The sequence below is a fragment of the Anabaenopsis sp. FSS-46 genome (genome assembly GCF_029891665.1).
Lineage (GTDB): Bacteria > Cyanobacteriota > Cyanobacteriia > Cyanobacteriales > Nostocaceae > Anabaenopsis > Anabaenopsis arnoldii.
On the sequence record NZ_JANQDG010000119.1, the window covers coordinates 46,308 to 63,445 of the forward strand.

17 protein-coding genes are annotated in these 17,138 nt (G+C 43.3%); 9 read left to right on the forward strand and 8 right to left on the reverse strand.

Annotated features, from left to right (window positions below; all coding sequences use genetic code 11):
- The first annotated feature begins 1 nt into the window (after position 1).
- The 3 genes from prmC to NWP21_RS15015 are packed head-to-tail and all read left to right on the forward strand — an operon-like array spanning position 2 to position 2,454.
- Positions 2-919 (forward strand): peptide chain release factor N(5)-glutamine methyltransferase, encoded by a 918-nt coding sequence (gene prmC, locus NWP21_RS15005; protein ID WP_280793289.1) that lies wholly within the window; start codon positions 2-4, stop codon positions 917-919.
- Between the two features lie 41 nt (positions 920-960).
- Positions 961-1,563, forward strand: coding sequence for an L-threonylcarbamoyladenylate synthase (locus tag NWP21_RS15010; RefSeq protein ID WP_280793290.1), 603 nt, complete (start codon positions 961-963; stop codon positions 1,561-1,563).
- A 3-nt stretch (positions 1,564-1,566) separates the two neighbouring features.
- Positions 1,567-2,454: a HAMP domain-containing sensor histidine kinase gene (locus NWP21_RS15015; protein WP_280793291.1), complete on the forward strand. Its 888-nt coding sequence runs from the start codon at positions 1,567-1,569 to the stop codon at positions 2,452-2,454.
- Here the strand turns inward: NWP21_RS15015 and NWP21_RS15020 are convergent.
- From NWP21_RS15020 to NWP21_RS15055, 8 genes are all read right to left on the reverse strand, one after another.
- On the reverse strand, positions 2,417-2,890 hold the full coding sequence (locus NWP21_RS15020) for a GNAT family N-acetyltransferase (protein WP_271733737.1): 474 nt from the start codon (positions 2,888-2,890) through the stop codon (positions 2,417-2,419). The two genes, NWP21_RS15015 and NWP21_RS15020, sit on opposite strands and share 38 nt — an antisense overlap.
- Before the next feature lie 108 nt (positions 2,891-2,998).
- Positions 2,999-3,412 carry a hypothetical protein gene (locus tag NWP21_RS15025; RefSeq protein WP_280793308.1) on the reverse strand — a complete coding sequence of 138 codons (414 nt, stop codon included), beginning with the start codon at positions 3,410-3,412 and terminating at the stop codon, positions 2,999-3,001.
- 241 nt (positions 3,413-3,653) lie between these two features.
- Positions 3,654-4,631, reverse strand: a complete 978-nt coding sequence (secF, locus tag NWP21_RS15030; RefSeq protein ID WP_280793292.1) for a protein translocase subunit SecF — start codon at positions 4,629-4,631, stop codon at positions 3,654-3,656.
- Positions 4,628-6,043, reverse strand: coding sequence for a protein translocase subunit SecD (gene secD / locus NWP21_RS15035; RefSeq protein WP_271733394.1), 1,416 nt, complete (start codon positions 6,041-6,043; stop codon positions 4,628-4,630). Before secD ends, secF begins: the two co-directional genes overlap by 4 nt.
- Positions 6,044-6,160: 117 nt before the next feature.
- On the reverse strand, positions 6,161-7,144 hold the full coding sequence (locus NWP21_RS15040) for an alpha-ketoacid dehydrogenase subunit beta (RefSeq protein ID WP_271733389.1): 984 nt from the start codon (positions 7,142-7,144) through the stop codon (positions 6,161-6,163).
- A gap of 120 nt (positions 7,145-7,264) precedes the next feature.
- Positions 7,265-8,395, reverse strand: coding sequence for a CO2 hydration protein (locus NWP21_RS15045; protein ID WP_280793309.1), 1,131 nt, complete (start codon positions 8,393-8,395; stop codon positions 7,265-7,267).
- A 71-nt stretch (positions 8,396-8,466) separates the two neighbouring features.
- Positions 8,467-9,966 carry an NADH-quinone oxidoreductase subunit M gene (locus tag NWP21_RS15050; RefSeq protein ID WP_280793293.1) on the reverse strand — a complete coding sequence of 500 codons (1,500 nt, stop codon included), beginning with the start codon at positions 9,964-9,966 and terminating at the stop codon, positions 8,467-8,469.
- 49 nt (positions 9,967-10,015) lie between these two features.
- Positions 10,016-11,872, reverse strand: a complete 1,857-nt coding sequence (locus NWP21_RS15055) for an NAD(P)H-quinone oxidoreductase subunit F (RefSeq protein WP_271733386.1) — start codon at positions 11,870-11,872, stop codon at positions 10,016-10,018.
- A gap of 662 nt (positions 11,873-12,534) precedes the next feature.
- Here NWP21_RS15055 and NWP21_RS15060 point away from each other — a divergent pair.
- The 6 genes from NWP21_RS15060 to NWP21_RS15085 all read left to right on the forward strand — a co-directional run bounded on the left by NWP21_RS15060 (position 12,535) and on the right by NWP21_RS15085 (position 17,066).
- The gene (locus NWP21_RS15060; protein ID WP_015212739.1) at positions 12,535-12,843 is read left to right on the forward strand and encodes a carbon dioxide-concentrating mechanism protein CcmK; all 309 of its coding nucleotides are present in this window, start codon (positions 12,535-12,537) and stop codon (positions 12,841-12,843) included.
- A 95-nt stretch (positions 12,844-12,938) separates the two neighbouring features.
- Positions 12,939-13,274, forward strand: coding sequence for a carbon dioxide-concentrating mechanism protein CcmK (locus tag NWP21_RS15065; RefSeq protein WP_271764047.1), 336 nt, complete (start codon positions 12,939-12,941; stop codon positions 13,272-13,274).
- A 16-nt stretch (positions 13,275-13,290) separates the two neighbouring features.
- Complete coding sequence (locus NWP21_RS15070) at positions 13,291-13,593, forward strand: EutN/CcmL family microcompartment protein (RefSeq protein WP_271733380.1); 303 nt, start codon at positions 13,291-13,293, stop codon at positions 13,591-13,593.
- 56 nt (positions 13,594-13,649) lie between these two features.
- Positions 13,650-15,305: a ribulose bisphosphate carboxylase small subunit gene (locus NWP21_RS15075; protein WP_271733377.1), complete on the forward strand. Its 1,656-nt coding sequence runs from the start codon at positions 13,650-13,652 to the stop codon at positions 15,303-15,305.
- A 157-nt stretch (positions 15,306-15,462) separates the two neighbouring features.
- Positions 15,463-16,215 carry a transferase gene (locus NWP21_RS15080; RefSeq protein ID WP_271733393.1) on the forward strand — a complete coding sequence of 251 codons (753 nt, stop codon included), beginning with the start codon at positions 15,463-15,465 and terminating at the stop codon, positions 16,213-16,215.
- Positions 16,216-16,262: 47 nt separating this feature from the next.
- Positions 16,263-17,066: a BMC domain-containing protein gene (locus NWP21_RS15085; RefSeq protein WP_271733376.1), complete on the forward strand. Its 804-nt coding sequence runs from the start codon at positions 16,263-16,265 to the stop codon at positions 17,064-17,066.
- Positions 17,067-17,138: the final 72 nt, after the last annotated feature.

Consider the following 17,138-nt stretch of genomic DNA (forward strand, 5'->3'; position numbering starts at 1 on the left):
AATGACAGACAAATGTGATGGGGTAGTTTCCGGTTTACGGCTTTGGGAGTGGCGTAACAGAGCGATCGCCCAAGCCGTCGCTCATGACATTTCCCCCGCCGAAGTAGATTGGTTACTTCTGGAAGTAGGGGATTTAGACCGCTTGGGGCTGCGTTTAGAATCTTTTAAACAGAGGGCTGACATTCCCATGTCCTTACCTTTAGAAAACTTAGAGCAGTTATGGGAAAGGCGATTAAATGAACACCTGCCAGTACAGTATATTGCCGGAGTAACCCCTTGGCGAAATTTTAAAATCGCCGTGTCAAATGCAGTTTTAATTCCCAGACCGGAAACTGAATATTTAATTGATCTAGCTGTGGCGGCTGGGAATAACGGTAGCGCCGCCCCATTGCTCAGTTCCGGACATTGGGCAGACTTAGGTACTGGTAGCGGTGCGATCGCCTTAGGTTTAGCAGATGCTTTACCAAAAGCAACAATTCATGCAGTGGATTACAGCCCGGAAGCATTAAAAATTGCCCAGTCAAATGCTTGTAATTTAGGTTTTGACTACCGGATTAAATTTTATCAGGGTTGTTGGTGGGAGCCGCTAACAGCCCTCAAAGGACAGTTTAGCGGTATGGTATCCAACCCACCTTATATTCCCACTACTACTGTGGCTACCTTGCAACCAGAAGTAGTCAACCATGAACCACATCTAGCTTTAGATGGTGGTACTGATGGCTTAGATTGTATTCGCCAGTTAATAGAAATTTCTCCGGACTATTTGCGCCCTGGTGGTGTATGGCTAATTGAGATGATGGCGGGACAAGCGGATACTGTACAGAGACTTTTACAGCAACAAGGTAGCTACTCCAATATTCAAATTTACCAGGACTTAGCAGGTATTGAAAGATTTGCGGTAGCTTCTATAAGTGGCTAGTCGTGAAATAATTGTTAATTCAACTGTGTTCAATCTGACAAATGACTCAAGTTTCTTTAGTTGACTTAATAACCGGCGCACGTGCTGGCTTATTGGTCAGTTTTCCCACAGATACAGTACCCGCACTGGCGACTTTACCAGAGCAAGCACCATTGATTTTTGATGCGAAACGGCGCAGTCAAGATAAACCTTTGATTTTGATGGGAGCTAGTGCGAAGGATTTATGGCCTTATGTCCAAGGTAATGAAAATGAGTGGAAAATTTGGCAAGAGGTGGCAAGTAGATATTGGCCGGGAGGATTAACATTAGTATTACCAGCTAGCGATCGCGTCCCAAAACAGATGAATCCTCATGACCCTAATACAATTGGTATTCGAGTCCCTGATAGTGCGATCGCTCAAACCATTTTGGCGCAAACAGGCCCCCTTGCCACCACCAGCGCTAATTTTTCAGGTCAACCACCCTTACAAGACTTAGCAGAAATTGCTGATCAGTTCCCTGAAGTTCTGACTCTGGAATCAACTCAAGGTCGTGCTGAAGTTTCTGGAATTGGTGTACCTTCCACTGTGTGTAAGTGGACTGGTAATAATTGGCAAATCTTACGCCAAGGTACGGTTAAATTAAGTTTTGAGAATAATTGTTAAATAATGGTCAATTGGATATATTTAGGTGTAGGAGTATTACTGGGGTTGGGTATTCGGGAAGTATTTAGTCGGTTATCGCCAGTCATCTCTCCACAGCAGGCGCAAATTACAGCAGCACAGATCAAGCAAACAGAATTAGCTTACCAAATGGCGCGGGAAATGAGCCTGTTTAAAGGGGGATTTTTAGCCCGGACTACCCATGAATTGCGATCGCCCCTAAATGGTTTAATTGGCTTACATCAGTTAATTTTGTCCGATTTGTGTGAAAATCCAGAAGAGGAGCGAGAATTTATTGCTCAAGCCCACGAAAGAGCGCTGAAACTACTACACCTAATTGATGAAATTCTGAACATAGCCAGAACAGAACATGGGACTAATAAATTAGATATTCAACCCCACTGCTTGGCTAGGATTTTACAGGAAGTTAATAATTTAACTTATATGGTGGCAGCAAATCGCAATTTATCCTTGCGTGTTGTGCTTCCAGACCCAGAAATTTATGTTTTGGCAGATTACCGCTGGCTCCGCCAAATATTGGTCAATTTAGTAGACACTGCGATTAATCAAATGGAATTTGGTAGTATCCGTCTTTCTAGTAGTTTCTCGCCTACTAATAATAGGCTGGAGATTTTCCTGGATATCCCGAGCCATGCTGTCACTACCAGTGAGTCCATAGAACTGATGAAATTAGGAGTCGATAGTGCTGAGAATAATCAAGCTCATACAATTCTTTCCCCAGGAATGAAGATGTTATTAAACCAGAGTCTCTTGGAGATGATGGGAGGAAAATTAGAAATTGTTTCTTGTCCAAGCACTCCAGAAACAAATCAAGAATTAACTAGGTTACAAATTTCTATCCCCCCAGTGATTCCTGAAGCTGAACTTCAGTGATCGGGAGAGTTTCAATATTTGGTTGGTGATATAGTACCATTGTGGTGCTGACATTGGACTGAAAACCAATTTTTTCGTAAAACTCCTGTTGATGAGTAGTCATTAAGTATACTCGCTCAACCCTTCTGACCCGGGGATGACTTAAAACGGTTTCTACCAATTTACGCCCCAGACCAGTACCGCGATAATCTGGGTGAATCACCACATCCCAGATAGTAGCACGATAGATACCGTCAGAAGTCGCCCTGGCAAAGCCAATCAGCTGCTCTCCATCGCAAATACTGATCACCGGGTCGCTATTAGCGATCGCTATACTTAAATCCTCAATAGTACGTCCTTTTGCCCAAAAAGCGGCAAGATTAAATAATTCTTGAAGTTGGTAAAGGTTGATTTCTGACTGGCGATATTCCCTAAATTGAATTTGAGGATAGTTCATGTTTTGCACCCCAAGGCAGTATCATTATTTGGATGAACTCATATTGTCCTAGAAAGTTTCCGATACGTACATCTATATGCAACTATGTTCAAGTTTAATTATCATTATTTAATGACAAATCCACTTCCACAGAGGATGAGTGGGTCCTTGCTGTCTGATTTTCAAAACTTGTTTTTCTAGGCGTTGTTTTTCGCGTTCTGGTAATCCCAGGAGAATACTTCGGCTTTGCCAAACTATAGTAGAAACGGTAGTACCGATACAAACGGCTAAACCGAGGCTAGATAGTGGATGATAAAACAGCCCGTATCTTAGAGAAACCCAGGTAAAGTATTGTTGTAATATGACTATTTCTGACCGTAAATTCCACAGAGTGAAAGGTGCAATGGTCAGCCATAAACAGGCGACAAAAAACCATCTCCCGTATACATTCACCTGATGTAGCCTTTCTACTTGTTGGTTAAAGGATGAGTTAATACCATTGGCATTTTTATTATTTATTGATGGTTCTTCGAGTTGATCCATGGGAGAATAAACAACCGGTTCCAAATTAATCAAAGGCTTGTTGTTCGGGTAATGAGGAATTATGCACAGGCGGATTGGGATTTACTATGGTTCAAATAAGAATAATTAACCACCGATAAACCACTGATTTTAATGTGTTGATGTTGGTTATTTTAAGCTAATATACACTCAATTTAACCTGATTAAGCTCTGGTTTGTATAAGCAATATTTCCCACCGCCTGGTATTCCCTTAAGCTCATTCTAACCATCCTGGGAGTGAGTAGATGTATCAATGGACTCAGCACTGACTAAAATAGGATATTTCTGTGTGCGTTCTCGCCACCAAGTCAACAGAGTACTGGCGACAAAAATACTGGAATAAGACCCTATAGCAAAGCCAATAATTAATGCTAGGGCGAAGTATCTGAGTGTTTCTCCGCCAAAGACAAAGATGGCGATGACTGACAGCAAGGTTGTTAAGGTAGTATTGATTGATCTTCCTAATGTTTGGTTGACAGCATCATCCACAACCTCGACAATTGGCTGCTGGGGATTGACCTTAATAGTTTCCCGAATGCGATCATAAATCACTACTGTATCGTTGACAGAGAAACCGATAATTGTCAGCAGTGCCACAATAAACAGACTATCCACTTCTAGGTTGAGCAGTAAGCCGAAAATTGAAAAAAGCCCTGCAGTAATCAAGACATCGTGCAAAAGCGCCACAATTGCAAATAAGGCGTAGTCCAACTGGAAGCGGAAGGTCAAGTAAATAATAATGCCCATAAAAGAAACTATGAGGGCGATGATACCAGAGCGAAATAATTCTGCTCCCAAGGTAGGGCCAACAGTGTCAATTTGGTTTTGTTGCGGGTCAAAGATACCAATTTTATCACTTAAAGCAGTTTGTAAATTGGTGCGCTGATCAACATCTAAGTCCTTGGTGCGAATTGATATGCCATTGTCTCCCACTATTTGGATGCTGCTATCGCCCAAACCCTGGGCTTGTGCTACTTCTCGGACTGTGGTTATATTTATTGGTTGATCGCAGTTACCCAGTTGTGTACAGTCACGTTCTAACTGTAAGCGCGTACCACCGATGAAATCTAAGCCGGGGCGTAGGGGCGCGCGAATTTGGGGGTTTTGCCACGAAATCGCCATTGAGATCAAACTAATCAGAATAAAGGCACTAGAAATGCTCCACCATAGCGATCGCGATTTGTTAATATTCAATTTCATTTAGCCACCTCTGGCTTATTTAATGCTGGTAGGTTAGGACAGAAAAGCTCTCGCTTATTTTTCACAGCCGGACTAGTAACTGCTAAAAACATGAGTGTGCGGCTACAAGTGATTGCGGTAAACATACTCATGGCTACACCCAAGGCTAAGGTGAGAGCAAAGCCTCTGACTAATCCGGAACCAAACCAAAACAAAGCAGCACAAGCAATCCATGTAGTGACGTTGCTGTCTAAAATACTGGAAAATGCTCGGTAAAAACCAGATTCTACAGAACGATACAAAGATTTACCCGCTCGCAATTCTTCCCGTGTACGCTCAAAGATTAGCACATTGGCATCAACTGCCATGCCAATACTGAGGATAAAACCAGCAATTCCCGGTAAAGTCAGGGTAACCCCCAACAGAGCAAAACTCGCCCATGTTAGTAGAGAGTAGATGACTAATGAGATATCGGCAATCAATCCTGGTAGGCGGTAGTAAAATACCATAAATATTAATACTAAGATTAGACCGCCAATACCAGCATAAATGCTGCTTTGAATACTGTCTTTACCCAAGGTAGCGCCTACGGTCCGTCTTTCGGCGATTTCCACGGGTACAGGTAAAGCACCGCCACGCAACTGCACGCCCAAGTCATTGGCTTCTTGGGGGGTAAATGTACCTGTAATCACTGCAGCACCGCCGGTAATTCCTGTACCAGCAAATTCTACCCCCACTACAGGAGCGCTGATTAATTCATTATCTAAAAAAATCCCAATGCTCCGCCCGGTACCGGCAAGGTTTTTAGTGAGATTGGCAAACAGTTCACCACCTTTAGTATCAAAGCGAATGGCAACATTCCAATTACTACCTTGAGTTGGTTCACCATAGGCATCTTGGAGATATTTACCGTCTAGTGGTGGTTCAGTGCTGTCAAACAATTCTCTGATGGCTTGATTATTTTTGGCTAATTCTTCTTGATTATTAATAATTGCGGCCTCATCGCCGCGGTTTCTTAACTCTTCTTGCTTGGCTCTGAGTTCAGTTCTGGATGCTTGAAAAGCAAAAAGTTGAGTTTCTGTACCAGGCTTTTGTTGTCGAAATTCTAACTGTGCTGTACCACCTAGCACTCGTTCTGCTTGCTGCGGGTCATTGACTCCTGGTAATTGTACCAGGATTTTGTCTGTGCCTACAGTTTGAATTACTGGCTCAGAAACCCCAAGACCATTAACTCGACCTTCCACAACTTTCTGAACCCCAGCCAAATCTCGTTCAGTAATTTCTCTCATCAGGAGTGCTGATTGCACCTGAATGGTTAACTGTGAACCGCCCCGTAAGTCTAACCCCAAAGGTACTGGAATTTTTACTATCACCGCAATAGCGGCCATGAGCAGCACGAAAATCAAAGCTAATAGCGATCGCTGTCTTTGCATACAATAACTCGCAACTGACAAAGGCTATAATAGCGTTCTTTGAACGAGTTTTGAATGGGTAGATGGGGGTGGTGGGGAGATGAGGTAGATTTTTCCTCATTCCCCAGTCTTGGGCTTTTAAACTCGCATAGCGACCATTTTTTCTACAGCTTCGACGATTTGTTCTGGCTGCACAATTGTTAACCGTTCCAAACTACCGTTATAGGGTGTGGGTATATCTTGGGAAGAAAGCCGCAGTACCGGCGCATCCAATTCATCAAACAAGCGGTCATTGATGGAGGCGGTTAATTCTGCACCAATACCCCCGGTTCTCATACACTCTTCCACGATAATAACTCGATGGGTTTTGCGTATGGATGCCCCAATAGTATCAAAATCCAAAGGCTTGAGTGATATTAGGTCTATTACTTCTGGATCATAACCTTGTTTTTCTAAAGTTTTCACGGCTTGCAATACATGATGGCGCATCCGTGAGTAAGTCAGTATTGTGACATCTTTGCCACGACGCACAACTTCTGCTTTATCCAGGGGTAGTAGATATTCTTCTTCTGGTAAATCTTCTTTTAAGTTGTAAAGTAGAACGTGTTCAAAGAACAACACCGGGTTATCGTCACGAATAGCCGATTTTAGTAGTCCTTTAGCGTTATAGGGTGTGGAGCAAGTAACAATTTTTAAGCCCGGAACCGCTTGGAAGTAAGCCTCTAGGCGTTGGGAATGTTCAGCCCCTAGCTGTCTACCTACACCGCCAGGACCGCGAATTACCATAGGGATTTTAAAGTTACCGCCGGAGGTGTAGCGTAGCATTCCAGCGTTGTTGGATATCTGGTTAAAGGCTAGGAGCAAAAAGCCCATATTCATACCTTCAATTATCGGTCTTAACCCAGTCATAGCTGCGCCGACCGCCATACCAGTAAAACTGTTTTCGGCGATGGGAGTATCGAGAATCCGTAGTTCGCCATACTTTTTGTATAGGTCTTTAGTGACTTTGTAGGAACCGCCGTAATGTCCTACATCTTCCCCAAGAACGAATACACTGGAATCACGGGCCATTTCTTCATCAATGGCTTCCCGCAGAGCGTTAAAAAATAGTGTTTCTGCCATTTAGACCTTATAGTCAGACTATTGTTTTAGAATCTTATCGTGCCACCGTAGCAAATATCGTGAGCGATCGCACTAGATTAGAGATTGATTTTTTGGGCAAAATAAATTAATTAAGTTGTATTATTTGTTATTTACTGCCTGTAATTGAGAAGTTTCTAAGCGGTTCATCCATTTTTCTAAATAGACGCGATTAGCAGTTTGTTCAGATGTATCTTCAGTATCCATAGAATAAGGCATTAGTCCCAAAATCGCTGCTGTGGTTACACAAAACATTGACTTTTGGAAGCTGATACAAATTTTGACTCGCAAATCATCCTCCCCTCGAAGACTGTGACGATAAATTGTGTGTAAATAATCCGGGAGATAATGACGCATATCCTGCATCAGCAAAGTGGGAGGAATACCAGAACCACCTATAGGTAAAGGGTCCGCATATAGTGCGCCATACTGAAATCGAGCTTGGTCTAGGGGAATTTGATATGCTTGGGCATTATATGACACTGTGCCATGAAAGGGAGTTCCCCGAAAGAATACTGCCTCTACATAAGGGATGGCTGTATCTGCTAGGAAGGTTAAACCCACAGATTTAGGAATGATGTCATAAACTTCCCCTCGGATTTTGACGGCGTAAGTAATAGGCTTTAACGCATCTGCAACCAAACCCGCTTTAATGTGGTCTACAACTTGGGGAATGGTTTTAATTTCTTTGTGGTCGTAGCGGTCTGATAAATTCAGGAAAATATCCGCCATTACCCGCCAAAATTGGCCTAAGCCACTATAGTAAGCCGACACACGCAACATTTCCGTTAAAAAATCCGGAAATAGTTGGTTAACGCCGATGATGGGATTGTTGGGGAATTTGGCTTGAATAACTGCTTGTGCTCTTTCTTCAAACTCTGGTGTATCTAAATATGCATCTAGACCACCTCCACCGTGCCACATCATGGCTTTCATGCAATATTCGGCATATTCAAAGTTAATTCTGTCATGCCACCAATGGCGAATTAGCTTGGGGAAAGAAATTTCCCCGTTAAAGTATTTAAAAAAGGGAAAAAATACTAGAAATTGATGTTCAGCAATATAAATGAGGTTTTTTGAATAGGCATCTAAAACCACGCCGTAGCTTTTCAGTATGCCCACAACTTCCATGACATTATCTGGACTATCAGGAAGTAATGTACCTCCGGTGAGTAGTCTTTGAATATACTCAGATAAAGGATGTGAGAAAGGTTTTTTTTCCATGCTTAACATTGCCATTTCTGCAAAAGTTACAGAGATTTAGAGATGGGGTATCGGGTATCGAAAATACTCTTACCCAGCCCTTAGTTACCAGTACCCTGATCTAAAGACACCGCAGGTACTACATTTTCGCTATTAACCATAGCTGTGATTGTGGGTTCACTCCAGCGCACTAACCAAGCTGGTTGTATACCAAAAATTACAATCAATATAGCTAGAATTACTGAAGGTATGCGATCGCTCCACAATACACGGGGCAAGTTGCTGACTTGTGGGGACAACCGCCCAAAAAAGGCGCGATTCATCAGAATTAAGAAGTAAACGGCAGTTAAGCCTGTACCAATCATAGATAAGAGCGTCTGCGCTGGAAAAACGGCAAAACTGCCCCGAAAAACGATAAATTCGGAAATAAAACCCACCATTCCCGGTACACCGGCGCTGGCCATCACACCCAAAACCATTAAGCTACCAATCAGGGGTAACCCTCGTTCTGGGTTAAGTAATCCTTTAATTACATTTAAATCGCGGCTTCCAGCTTTTTGATAAACAACCCCCACGAGTAAAAATAGCAGTGGGGAAATCAAACCGTGGCTGATCATTTGCATCACAGCCCCCAAGGTACTCACCGGTGTAGCCGCCGCCGCTGCTAATAGGATGTAGCCCATGTGTCCAATGGAGCTGTAGGCTACCATTTTTTTCATGTCGGTTTGGGCGATCGCACAAGAAGAGCCAAATAGTACACTGACTACAGCCCAAGTTGCCAACCATGGGGCTAAATAAGTCCAAGCTTCTGGTAACAAGTTCATACCAAAACGTAGTAGGCCATAGGTTCCTAACTTCAATAACACTCCCGCCAGCAGGACAGAAATGGGTGTAGAAGCTTCAACGTGGGCATCTGGTAACCATGTGTGAAAGGGAAATAGGGGAATTTTAATCCCAAAACCCACTAGAAGGCCTCCTAGTAGTATCAGCTGTGTTACCAAAGGTAAAGTTGTGGTTTTCAAACCCAAGAGCGCAAAGCTACCAGAACCACTCAGCCAAACCATACCCAGGAAACTTGCCAAAATTAATATCCCGGAAATGGCGGTGTAAATCAAAAATTTTGTGGCAGCGTAACCCCGTCTAGCGCCTCCCCAAATGGCAATTAACAGATATAGCGGTATTAGTTCCAGCTCATAAAACAGGAAAAATAGTAGTAAATCTTGTGCCAAAAATGCTCCAATCACCCCAGCATTTAACAGTAAGATTAAGGAGTAATAAAATCTAGGACGCTGAAGGGATTCATTACTGCTGTAAATGGCAATACAAGTTAACAGTCCATTTAAAACCAGTAATGGTAAAGATAAACCATCTATTCCTAAATTATAATTCAAGCCTAAAGATTCTATCCAGGGGATAAACTCAGTAAACTGTTGATTGGCTTGGGCGGGATTGAATTTTACTGCCAGTACAACTGTCCACAAGAAGATGATAATGGCGAAGAGGAAAGCCACTTGACGGGAAAGTTTGCCACTGATGTGACCGGGCCAGAAACCGATTAAAGCCGCGGCTAATAATGGCAGTACAATTAGTACACTCAGCATAAGTATAAATATGGATGGTTAGAGGGGATGTAAAAAGTCTGTTGCCCTGTTAAAACGGTAATTTATCTAGTAGACCTAATGACCAGCTAATGAAAAAACCCAGGACGCTGATCACTACCAGGATAGTTAACATATATCCCTGGGATTGACCAGAAATGGTATATTTTAAGCCTTGTCCACCTAGAATTGTCGCAAATCCTACCAAGTTAACAAAACCATCAACTAGATAGCGATCGCTCCAATCAGAAAATTTTGATAGCAGGGCGACTAAATTAACTATTGTTAGTTTATAAATTTTATCAATGTAAAAATCATAACCCAATAGGTCTTGTACAAATCTCCAGACCAGGATTCTGGATCTTGACCATGCTTTATGGAGGGACATTGTAGAGCCTATAGCTACCCCGATCACCGTAGAAGAAACCAAGATTAATAGTATGTACCAATCCACGTTTTCCCAATTAGGCAGCAAATACCATTGCTGTAGCATCAGTGGTAAGAGTAAATTCACTACAGTTAGTGCCACCATTGGTAATGCCATTTGCCAGCCAACTTCCGGGGTGCGGCGGGTTTTTTGTTGTGGTTTACCCCAAAATATTAATCTGAATACTCGTGTCAGGTTCAAGGCTGTCAAGCCGTTGACTAATACTAAGATGGCAATTACCCAAGGACTAGCATGAACTAAGCCATCTGCCCATGCCAGCATTGCCCAGAAACTTCCCAGTGGTAACAGTGTTACCATACCAGCAGAACCTACGATAAAAGCTGTGGTAGTGGCTGGCATCCTTGACCATAATCCACCCATTTCGGTTAAGTCTTGGGTGCTAGTGGTATAGATTACTGAACCAGAACTCATGAATAATAGAGCTTTAGCGATCGCATGGGTTAACATTAACATTAGGGCCACACCACCTTGCTCTAACCCCACTGCCAAAAAGACTAAGCCCATGTATGCACTAGTGGAATGAGATAAGGCTCGCTTAATATCTGTTTGGGCTAGTGACACTAATGTTGCACCCACTGCGGTCAATGCCCCTATCACAACTAGGGTATTTAAAGCAATGGGAGACAAGGTTAATATTGGCTGAATTTTATATAATACATAAGCACCGCCACCTACAACTAATGAATTCCGCATTACCGAAGCGGGGTTAGGGCCTTCCATGGCTTCATCTAACCATAGGTGTAAGGGAAATTGAGCGCATTTACCCGCAGGTCCGGCAATTAATCCCAAACACAGCAAAGTCGAAGTAACTGGACTTAAATCAGCTGTTTGTGCCCACTCATACAAATCAGAAAAGTTCAAACTACCACATAAAGTCGAAAGCGTTACCACCCCCATTAATAAAAGTAAGTCTCCCACCCGCTTGGTCAAAAAGGCATCTCGCGCTGCTGTCACGACTAGTGGTTGAGCATACCAAAATCCCACCAATAGATAGGTAGAAAGGGTGAGTACTTCTAAAACAGCGTAGCTGAGAAACAAGGAATCACTGATCGCTAAACCAGTCAGCGCCATTTCAAAGAATCCGATTAATGCAAAGAACCGTGCTAAGGACCAGTCCTTTTCCATGTATCCTAGGGCATAAATTTGTGTTAACAGACTTAATCCGCTAATTAATACCATCGCCCCAATGCTGGTTGGGGAGAGTTCCAAAGCAAAAGATAAGTTAAAATCTGCAGCTTGCAACCAGTTGATCACTAAAATTTCTGGTTGTTTATCCCAAATATGCTTAAATACGAACAGACTATGAAGAAAACCCACAATGGTTGTGAATATGTTGAAATATGCCGCGGGTCTAGGACCGGTACGCCGAATGATTCCCATTCCCCACGGTAAGGTTACCAGTGCGCCAAGTAGGCTGTAGAATGGCACCCACCAACTTGTTGAAAAGAGAAACTGATTCATTGACATTTTCCTTGACGACTCCGCTGTGACTTTTTCTCAAATATCCTTAAAACAATCTTTGACTAAAAAATATAATTATTGGATTATATCTATGGTTTTTTTAACTATTTGTTCCCTAAATTATTCAATGAGTATTTTTTGTTTAGGTTATCTTATTTTGGTATATTTGAATATAGTTTTACATATTTACAAGCATTCACGTCTATTAAATCATCGGTGATGATGGATTTATATTTGTACTTGCAGTAAATAAATTTATCCAAATACATTAAAAAAAATTATGTGTTTTTTACAAAATGATTACTTTTTCTCTCAAGGTTGGAAAACTTATAGACAGCAAAACATACAGCGATTAATATCCCCACTGCGGAGCGGAGTCGCCGTAGCTATGAATGTCCTTTTGTAAATGTAATAAAGAAATTATAAAGCATAAGTGGGTACTCTAGGAATTGATTAACTTTCATTGAGCCGAATGAGGGATAAACTTTTGTTAAGTTTTTTAAAACTATTTTATCATAAACTATTATACTAATTTATATTGCCAGGGAGGCCAAGCTTTCCTATGCTTAATTTAGAAGTGTTTTTATGGCTCAAGATGCAGCCCTCCGCTTAAACATTTCAAAACACAGTACTAATTGGATTAAATTTTTAGGAGTTCTGCGATGCCAATTGCAGTTGGAATGATTGAGACTAAGGGGTTTCCGGCGGTAGTAGAAGCTGCTGATGCGATGGTGAAAGCCGCACGTGTGACTTTGGTAGGCTATGAAAAAATTGGGAGTGCTAGGGTAACCGTGATTGTCCGGGGTGACGTGTCGGAAGTACAAGCCTCTGTTGCTGCGGGCGTAGATGCAGCCAGAAGAGTTAATGGTGGCGAAGTATTATCCACTCACATTATTGCCCGTCCCCACGAAAACCTAGAGTACGTTTTGCCCATACGTTACACCGAAGCTGTAGAACAGTTCCGGACTTAAAAACTGATTTTAAGCAAGTAAAGTAATTAACGGGGTCGCTGTCTTGAGCGTCACTTTTTCCCAAGGGTAAAAACTTTAATTCAGGATAAGAACTAATGTCAATCGCAGTAGGAATGGTAGAAACGCTGGGCTTTCCCGCAGTAGTAGAAGCTGCTGATGCCATGGTAAAAGCCGCGCGTGTTACTTTGGTAGGCTATGAAAAAATCGGCAGCGGTCGAGTCACAGTCATCGTTCGGGGTGATGTTTCCGAAGTTCAAGCTTCAGTGGGTGCTGGGGTAGAATCAGTTAAACGAGTCCATGGGGGAGAAGTGTTATCTACCCACATCATTGCTCGTCCTCATGAAAACTTGGAATACGTGTTACCAATTCGGTATACCGAAGACGTAGAACAATTCCGGGAAAATGTCAACGCCATTCGTCCTTTTCGGTAGAAGACCGTAATCTGTAATGCAAGTTGCCAAAGTTCGTGGCACAGTAGTCAGCACGCAAAAAGATCCAAGTCTTCGCGGTGTCAAACTACTGTTGTTGCAATTAGTAGATGAAGAAGGAAACCTCCTGTCTAAATACGAAGTAGCAGCAGATACCGTAGGCGCGGGAGTAGATGAGTGGGTGCTTGTCACTCGTGGCAGTGCCGCTCGTCAGATTTTAGGTAATGAACAGCGTCCCTTGGATGCAGCAGTGGTGGCGATCATTGATACCATTCACTTGGAAGGTCGTCTCATGTACAGCAAAAAAGAGCAGTATCGATAGTCTTTGAATCAGCAAAGACTTAAGAAAAAAAAGCTTAATTGAGGAGGAATCTTGTAATGGTTGTCCGCAGCACGGCGGCACCCCCAACCCCGTGGTCGAGGAATTTAGCCGAGCCCAAAATCCATGAAAGCACTTTTGTACATCCGGCAGCCAATATTATTGGAGATGTGCGAATAGGTGCTAATGTCATCATTGCTCCAGGAACCTCGATTAGAGCGGATGAAGGTACACCTTTTTTTATTGGCGAAAATACTAATATTCAAGATGGTGTAGTAATTCATGGACTCGAACAAGGCCGAGTCATTGGCGATGACCAAAATCAATACTCAGTATGGGTAGGAGAAAATGTTTCTATTACCCACATGGCATTGGTTCATGGTCCGGCTTATGTAGGAGATAATTCCTTCATTGGTTTTCGTTCCACAGTATTTAACGCCAGAGTAGGCGCGGGTTGCATCGTCATGATGCACGCTTTAATTCAAGATGTAGAAATTCCCCCTGGTAAGTATGTACCTTCGGGAGCGATAATTACTACTCAGCAGCAAGCTGACCGGTTGCCAGATGCTGAGGTTCAGGATCAGCAGTTCGCCCATCATGTGGTGGGGATAAATCAGTCATTAAGAACTGGTTATCGCTGTGCTGCGGATAGCAAGTGTATTGCACCCATTCGGGATGAGATTGCTAAATCTTATACAAATACTGGTATTACTGTTTTAGAGCTAGAAAGGAGTAGTGAAGTGTCGAGCAACAGCTTGGGTGCAGAAATCATAGAACAGGTGCGCTATCTTTTAGATCAAGGATATAAAATTGGTACGGAACACGTAGATCAAAGACGGTTCCGCACTGGTTGTTGGCAAAGTTGCCAACCCATTCAACCTGGATCTATAGGTGAAGCGATCGCAGCGTTAGAAAGCTGTCTGAAAGATCATAGCGGCGAATATGTCCGTCTGTTTGGCATTGACAATGGTAAACGGCGGGTCCTAGAAACGATTATTCAACGCCCGGATGGCATAGTCACTACCATCGCCTCTAGTGGTTTTCCGGCATCTGCTAATAATGGTAACGGTCGCTATAGTAGTAATGGCAATGGTCACGTTGCCAGCAGTGGTGTACTGAGTAGCGAAACCATAGAGCAAATTCGTAATTTGCTATCAAGTGGTTACAAAATTGGGTCTGAACACGTAGATGAGCGACGTTTCCGCACTGGTTCATGGAACAGCTGCCAGCCCATTGAATCAACTTCTACCAATGAAGTGCTAGCCGCATTAGAAGCATGTTTAGAATCCCACCAAGGGGAATATGTACGGGTGATTGGTATTGATACCAAAGCTAAACGGCGGGTTTTAGAAAGCATTATCCAAAGACCAGGCGGACCAGTTGCCCCTTCTGCTAGCAAGAAATCCTTTAGCAGCAATAGTTCCGGCACTGCTACCGCCACCGCCACCAGTACCCGGTTGAGTTCTGAAGTGGTAGACCAAATCCGACAAATTTTGGCGGGTGGATATAAAGTTACTGCTGAACACGTAGACCAAAGACGCTTCCGTACAGGTTCCTGGGCGAGCTGCGGTCAAATTGAAGCCAAATCTGACAGAGGGGTGATTGAGGCTTTAGAGGGATACCTCGCTGAATATCCAGGGGAATACGTGCGGTTAGTTGGTATTGACACTAAAGCTAAACGCCGAGTCCTGGAAACTATCATCCAACGTCCCTAAAAGTGCTGAGTTAAGAGTGCTGTTAGCATCCGTGGGCGTAGCCATTGCTGAGTAAAATTTTTAGTCATTACTCCAGGCATCAAGCTATTGCCAACCTTATAGAATGGATTCAGCACTTAGCACTATGCTCTCTCCGGCTTCCGAGGTAAAAATTTCCATGTCTGTGCCGCCACTGCACCTGAGCAACAAGTTCGAGTCCTATATAAGTGGCGAGGTGACTATTCATCCCAGCGCGGTCTTGGCACCTGGAGTCATACTTCAAGCTGCTGTAAACAGCAAGATGATCATCGGACCAGGGGTGTGTATTGGTATGGGGTCAATTCTCCAAGTTAGCGAAGGCACTCTAGAGGTAGAAGCAGGAGCAAACTTGGGAGCCGGTTTTTTGATGGTGGGTCAAGGCAAAATTGGCGCAAATGCTTGTATTGGTTCAGCAACCACAGTTTTTAACTGTTCTATCGAGCCAGGAACAGTCATTCCGCCAGGCTCAATTTTAGGGGACACCAGTCGGGAAATTGAGGATACACAACAACCGGCAGCAGCTCCTAACAATGGTGCTCATACCAGTAGTGAACAACAGCCAGAAGCGGAAAATAGTTTAGAGCCGGATGAGGAGACAGTCATTTCCTCGACTAACATTTGTGCATCTGCTTACTGGAAATTCAAATACCAGTCTACTTCCTCTTCTGTGTCTTCGCCTACATCGGAAAGCCAGCCCCCTGCTGGAGAAAAAAACGCTGACACCAATAAATCCATACCCCAGGAACCAAAATCAAGTCAGCCTCCCACTAAATCAGATCATAATTTCGGGAACCAAATTTATGGACAAGGAAGTATAAATAGGTTACTAGTGACATTATTTCCCCATCGGCAAAGCTTAAATGACCCCATCTCTGACGATCAGTCTGAGTAAGTGTTAATTGTAAGTTGTCAGTTTCATGAGTAATCTGGAAAGTTCACATGGAAACATCTAACCAACACTCTATTAGCACAATTCAGAAATCCCGCCGACGAGATCCTCTGAAAAATACTGCTTTGGGTTTAGTCTCTACCAGCAGCTTTCCCGCCATAGTGGGAACGGCAGATATGATGCTCAAATCCGCCGGTGTTCACCTAGTCGGTTATGAAAAAATTGGTAGTGGGCAGTGTACCGCTATTGTCAGAGGCGGAATTGCCGATGTGCGTCTGGCTGTAGAAGCTGGTGTTCAAACTGCTGAACAGTTTGGTCAATTGGTTTCTAGCTTGGTGATTCCTCGGCCTTATCCTAACTTGGATATAGTGCTGCCCATCACCAGCCGGCTGAGTAAATTGATGGAGGAAGGGAATCAAAGCAGTTTAAGTAACTTAGCCATTGGTTTAGTGGAGACTAGGGGATTTCCGGCCATGGTGGGTGCTTGTGATGCCATGCTTAAGTCGGCTGATGTTCATTTGGCAGCCTATGAGAAAATTGGTGCCGGTTTGTGCACTGCCATTATTCGTGGCACTGTTGCTAATGTGGCAGTGGCGGTAGAAGCTGGAATGTTTGAGGCAGAACGCATTGGCGAATTGAACGCAGTCATGGTTATTCCTCGACCACTAGATGAGATGGAGAAAACCTTACCCTTAGCCAGCTGCTGGATTGAACACCGGGAACCATTGCATATGCCTGTCAATGTCCAAGAGCAGGTGGCGGAAATAGAAGTCCTACAGTTGCCTGATTTATCCCAAATCCCGTCCAAAATTCCCCAGGAGGTTGCCGAAGAAATATGGCAAGATGAAGGTTGAAATTATTACATAATTTTAACTATTCATCTTGCCCTGGAAGGCATCTTACGCTTTGCTTGTTGTCTTGATAAT

What these genes read in the sequence shown, in the direction of transcription:
- prmC (WP_280793289.1), top strand. Translation starts at nt 2, where the DNA reads ATGACAGACAAATGTGATGGGGTAGTTTCCGGTTTACGGCTTTGGGAG.
- NWP21_RS15010 (WP_280793290.1), top strand. Translation starts at nt 961, where the DNA reads ATGACTCAAGTTTCTTTAGTTGACTTAATAACCGGCGCACGTGCTGGC.
- NWP21_RS15015 (WP_280793291.1), top strand. Translation starts at nt 1,567, where the DNA reads ATGGTCAATTGGATATATTTAGGTGTAGGAGTATTACTGGGGTTGGGT.
- NWP21_RS15020 (WP_271733737.1), bottom strand. Translation starts at nt 2,890, where the DNA reads ATGAACTATCCTCAAATTCAATTTAGGGAATATCGCCAGTCAGAAATC.
- NWP21_RS15025 (WP_280793308.1), bottom strand. Translation starts at nt 3,412, where the DNA reads ATGGATCAACTCGAAGAACCATCAATAAATAATAAAAATGCCAATGGT.
- secF (WP_280793292.1), bottom strand. Translation starts at nt 4,631, where the DNA reads ATGAAATTGAATATTAACAAATCGCGATCGCTATGGTGGAGCATTTCT.
- secD (WP_271733394.1), bottom strand. Translation starts at nt 6,043, where the DNA reads ATGCAAAGACAGCGATCGCTATTAGCTTTGATTTTCGTGCTGCTCATG.
- NWP21_RS15040 (WP_271733389.1), bottom strand. Translation starts at nt 7,144, where the DNA reads ATGGCAGAAACACTATTTTTTAACGCTCTGCGGGAAGCCATTGATGAA.
- NWP21_RS15045 (WP_280793309.1), bottom strand. Translation starts at nt 8,395, where the DNA reads ATGTTAAGCATGGAAAAAAAACCTTTCTCACATCCTTTATCTGAGTAT.
- NWP21_RS15050 (WP_280793293.1), bottom strand. Translation starts at nt 9,966, where the DNA reads ATGCTGAGTGTACTAATTGTACTGCCATTATTAGCCGCGGCTTTAATC.
- NWP21_RS15055 (WP_271733386.1), bottom strand. Translation starts at nt 11,872, where the DNA reads ATGAATCAGTTTCTCTTTTCAACAAGTTGGTGGGTGCCATTCTACAGC.
- NWP21_RS15060 (WP_015212739.1), top strand. Translation starts at nt 12,535, where the DNA reads ATGCCAATTGCAGTTGGAATGATTGAGACTAAGGGGTTTCCGGCGGTA.
- NWP21_RS15065 (WP_271764047.1), top strand. Translation starts at nt 12,939, where the DNA reads ATGTCAATCGCAGTAGGAATGGTAGAAACGCTGGGCTTTCCCGCAGTA.
- NWP21_RS15070 (WP_271733380.1), top strand. Translation starts at nt 13,291, where the DNA reads ATGCAAGTTGCCAAAGTTCGTGGCACAGTAGTCAGCACGCAAAAAGAT.
- NWP21_RS15075 (WP_271733377.1), top strand. Translation starts at nt 13,650, where the DNA reads ATGGTTGTCCGCAGCACGGCGGCACCCCCAACCCCGTGGTCGAGGAAT.
- NWP21_RS15080 (WP_271733393.1), top strand. Translation starts at nt 15,463, where the DNA reads ATGTCTGTGCCGCCACTGCACCTGAGCAACAAGTTCGAGTCCTATATA.
- NWP21_RS15085 (WP_271733376.1), top strand. Translation starts at nt 16,263, where the DNA reads ATGGAAACATCTAACCAACACTCTATTAGCACAATTCAGAAATCCCGC.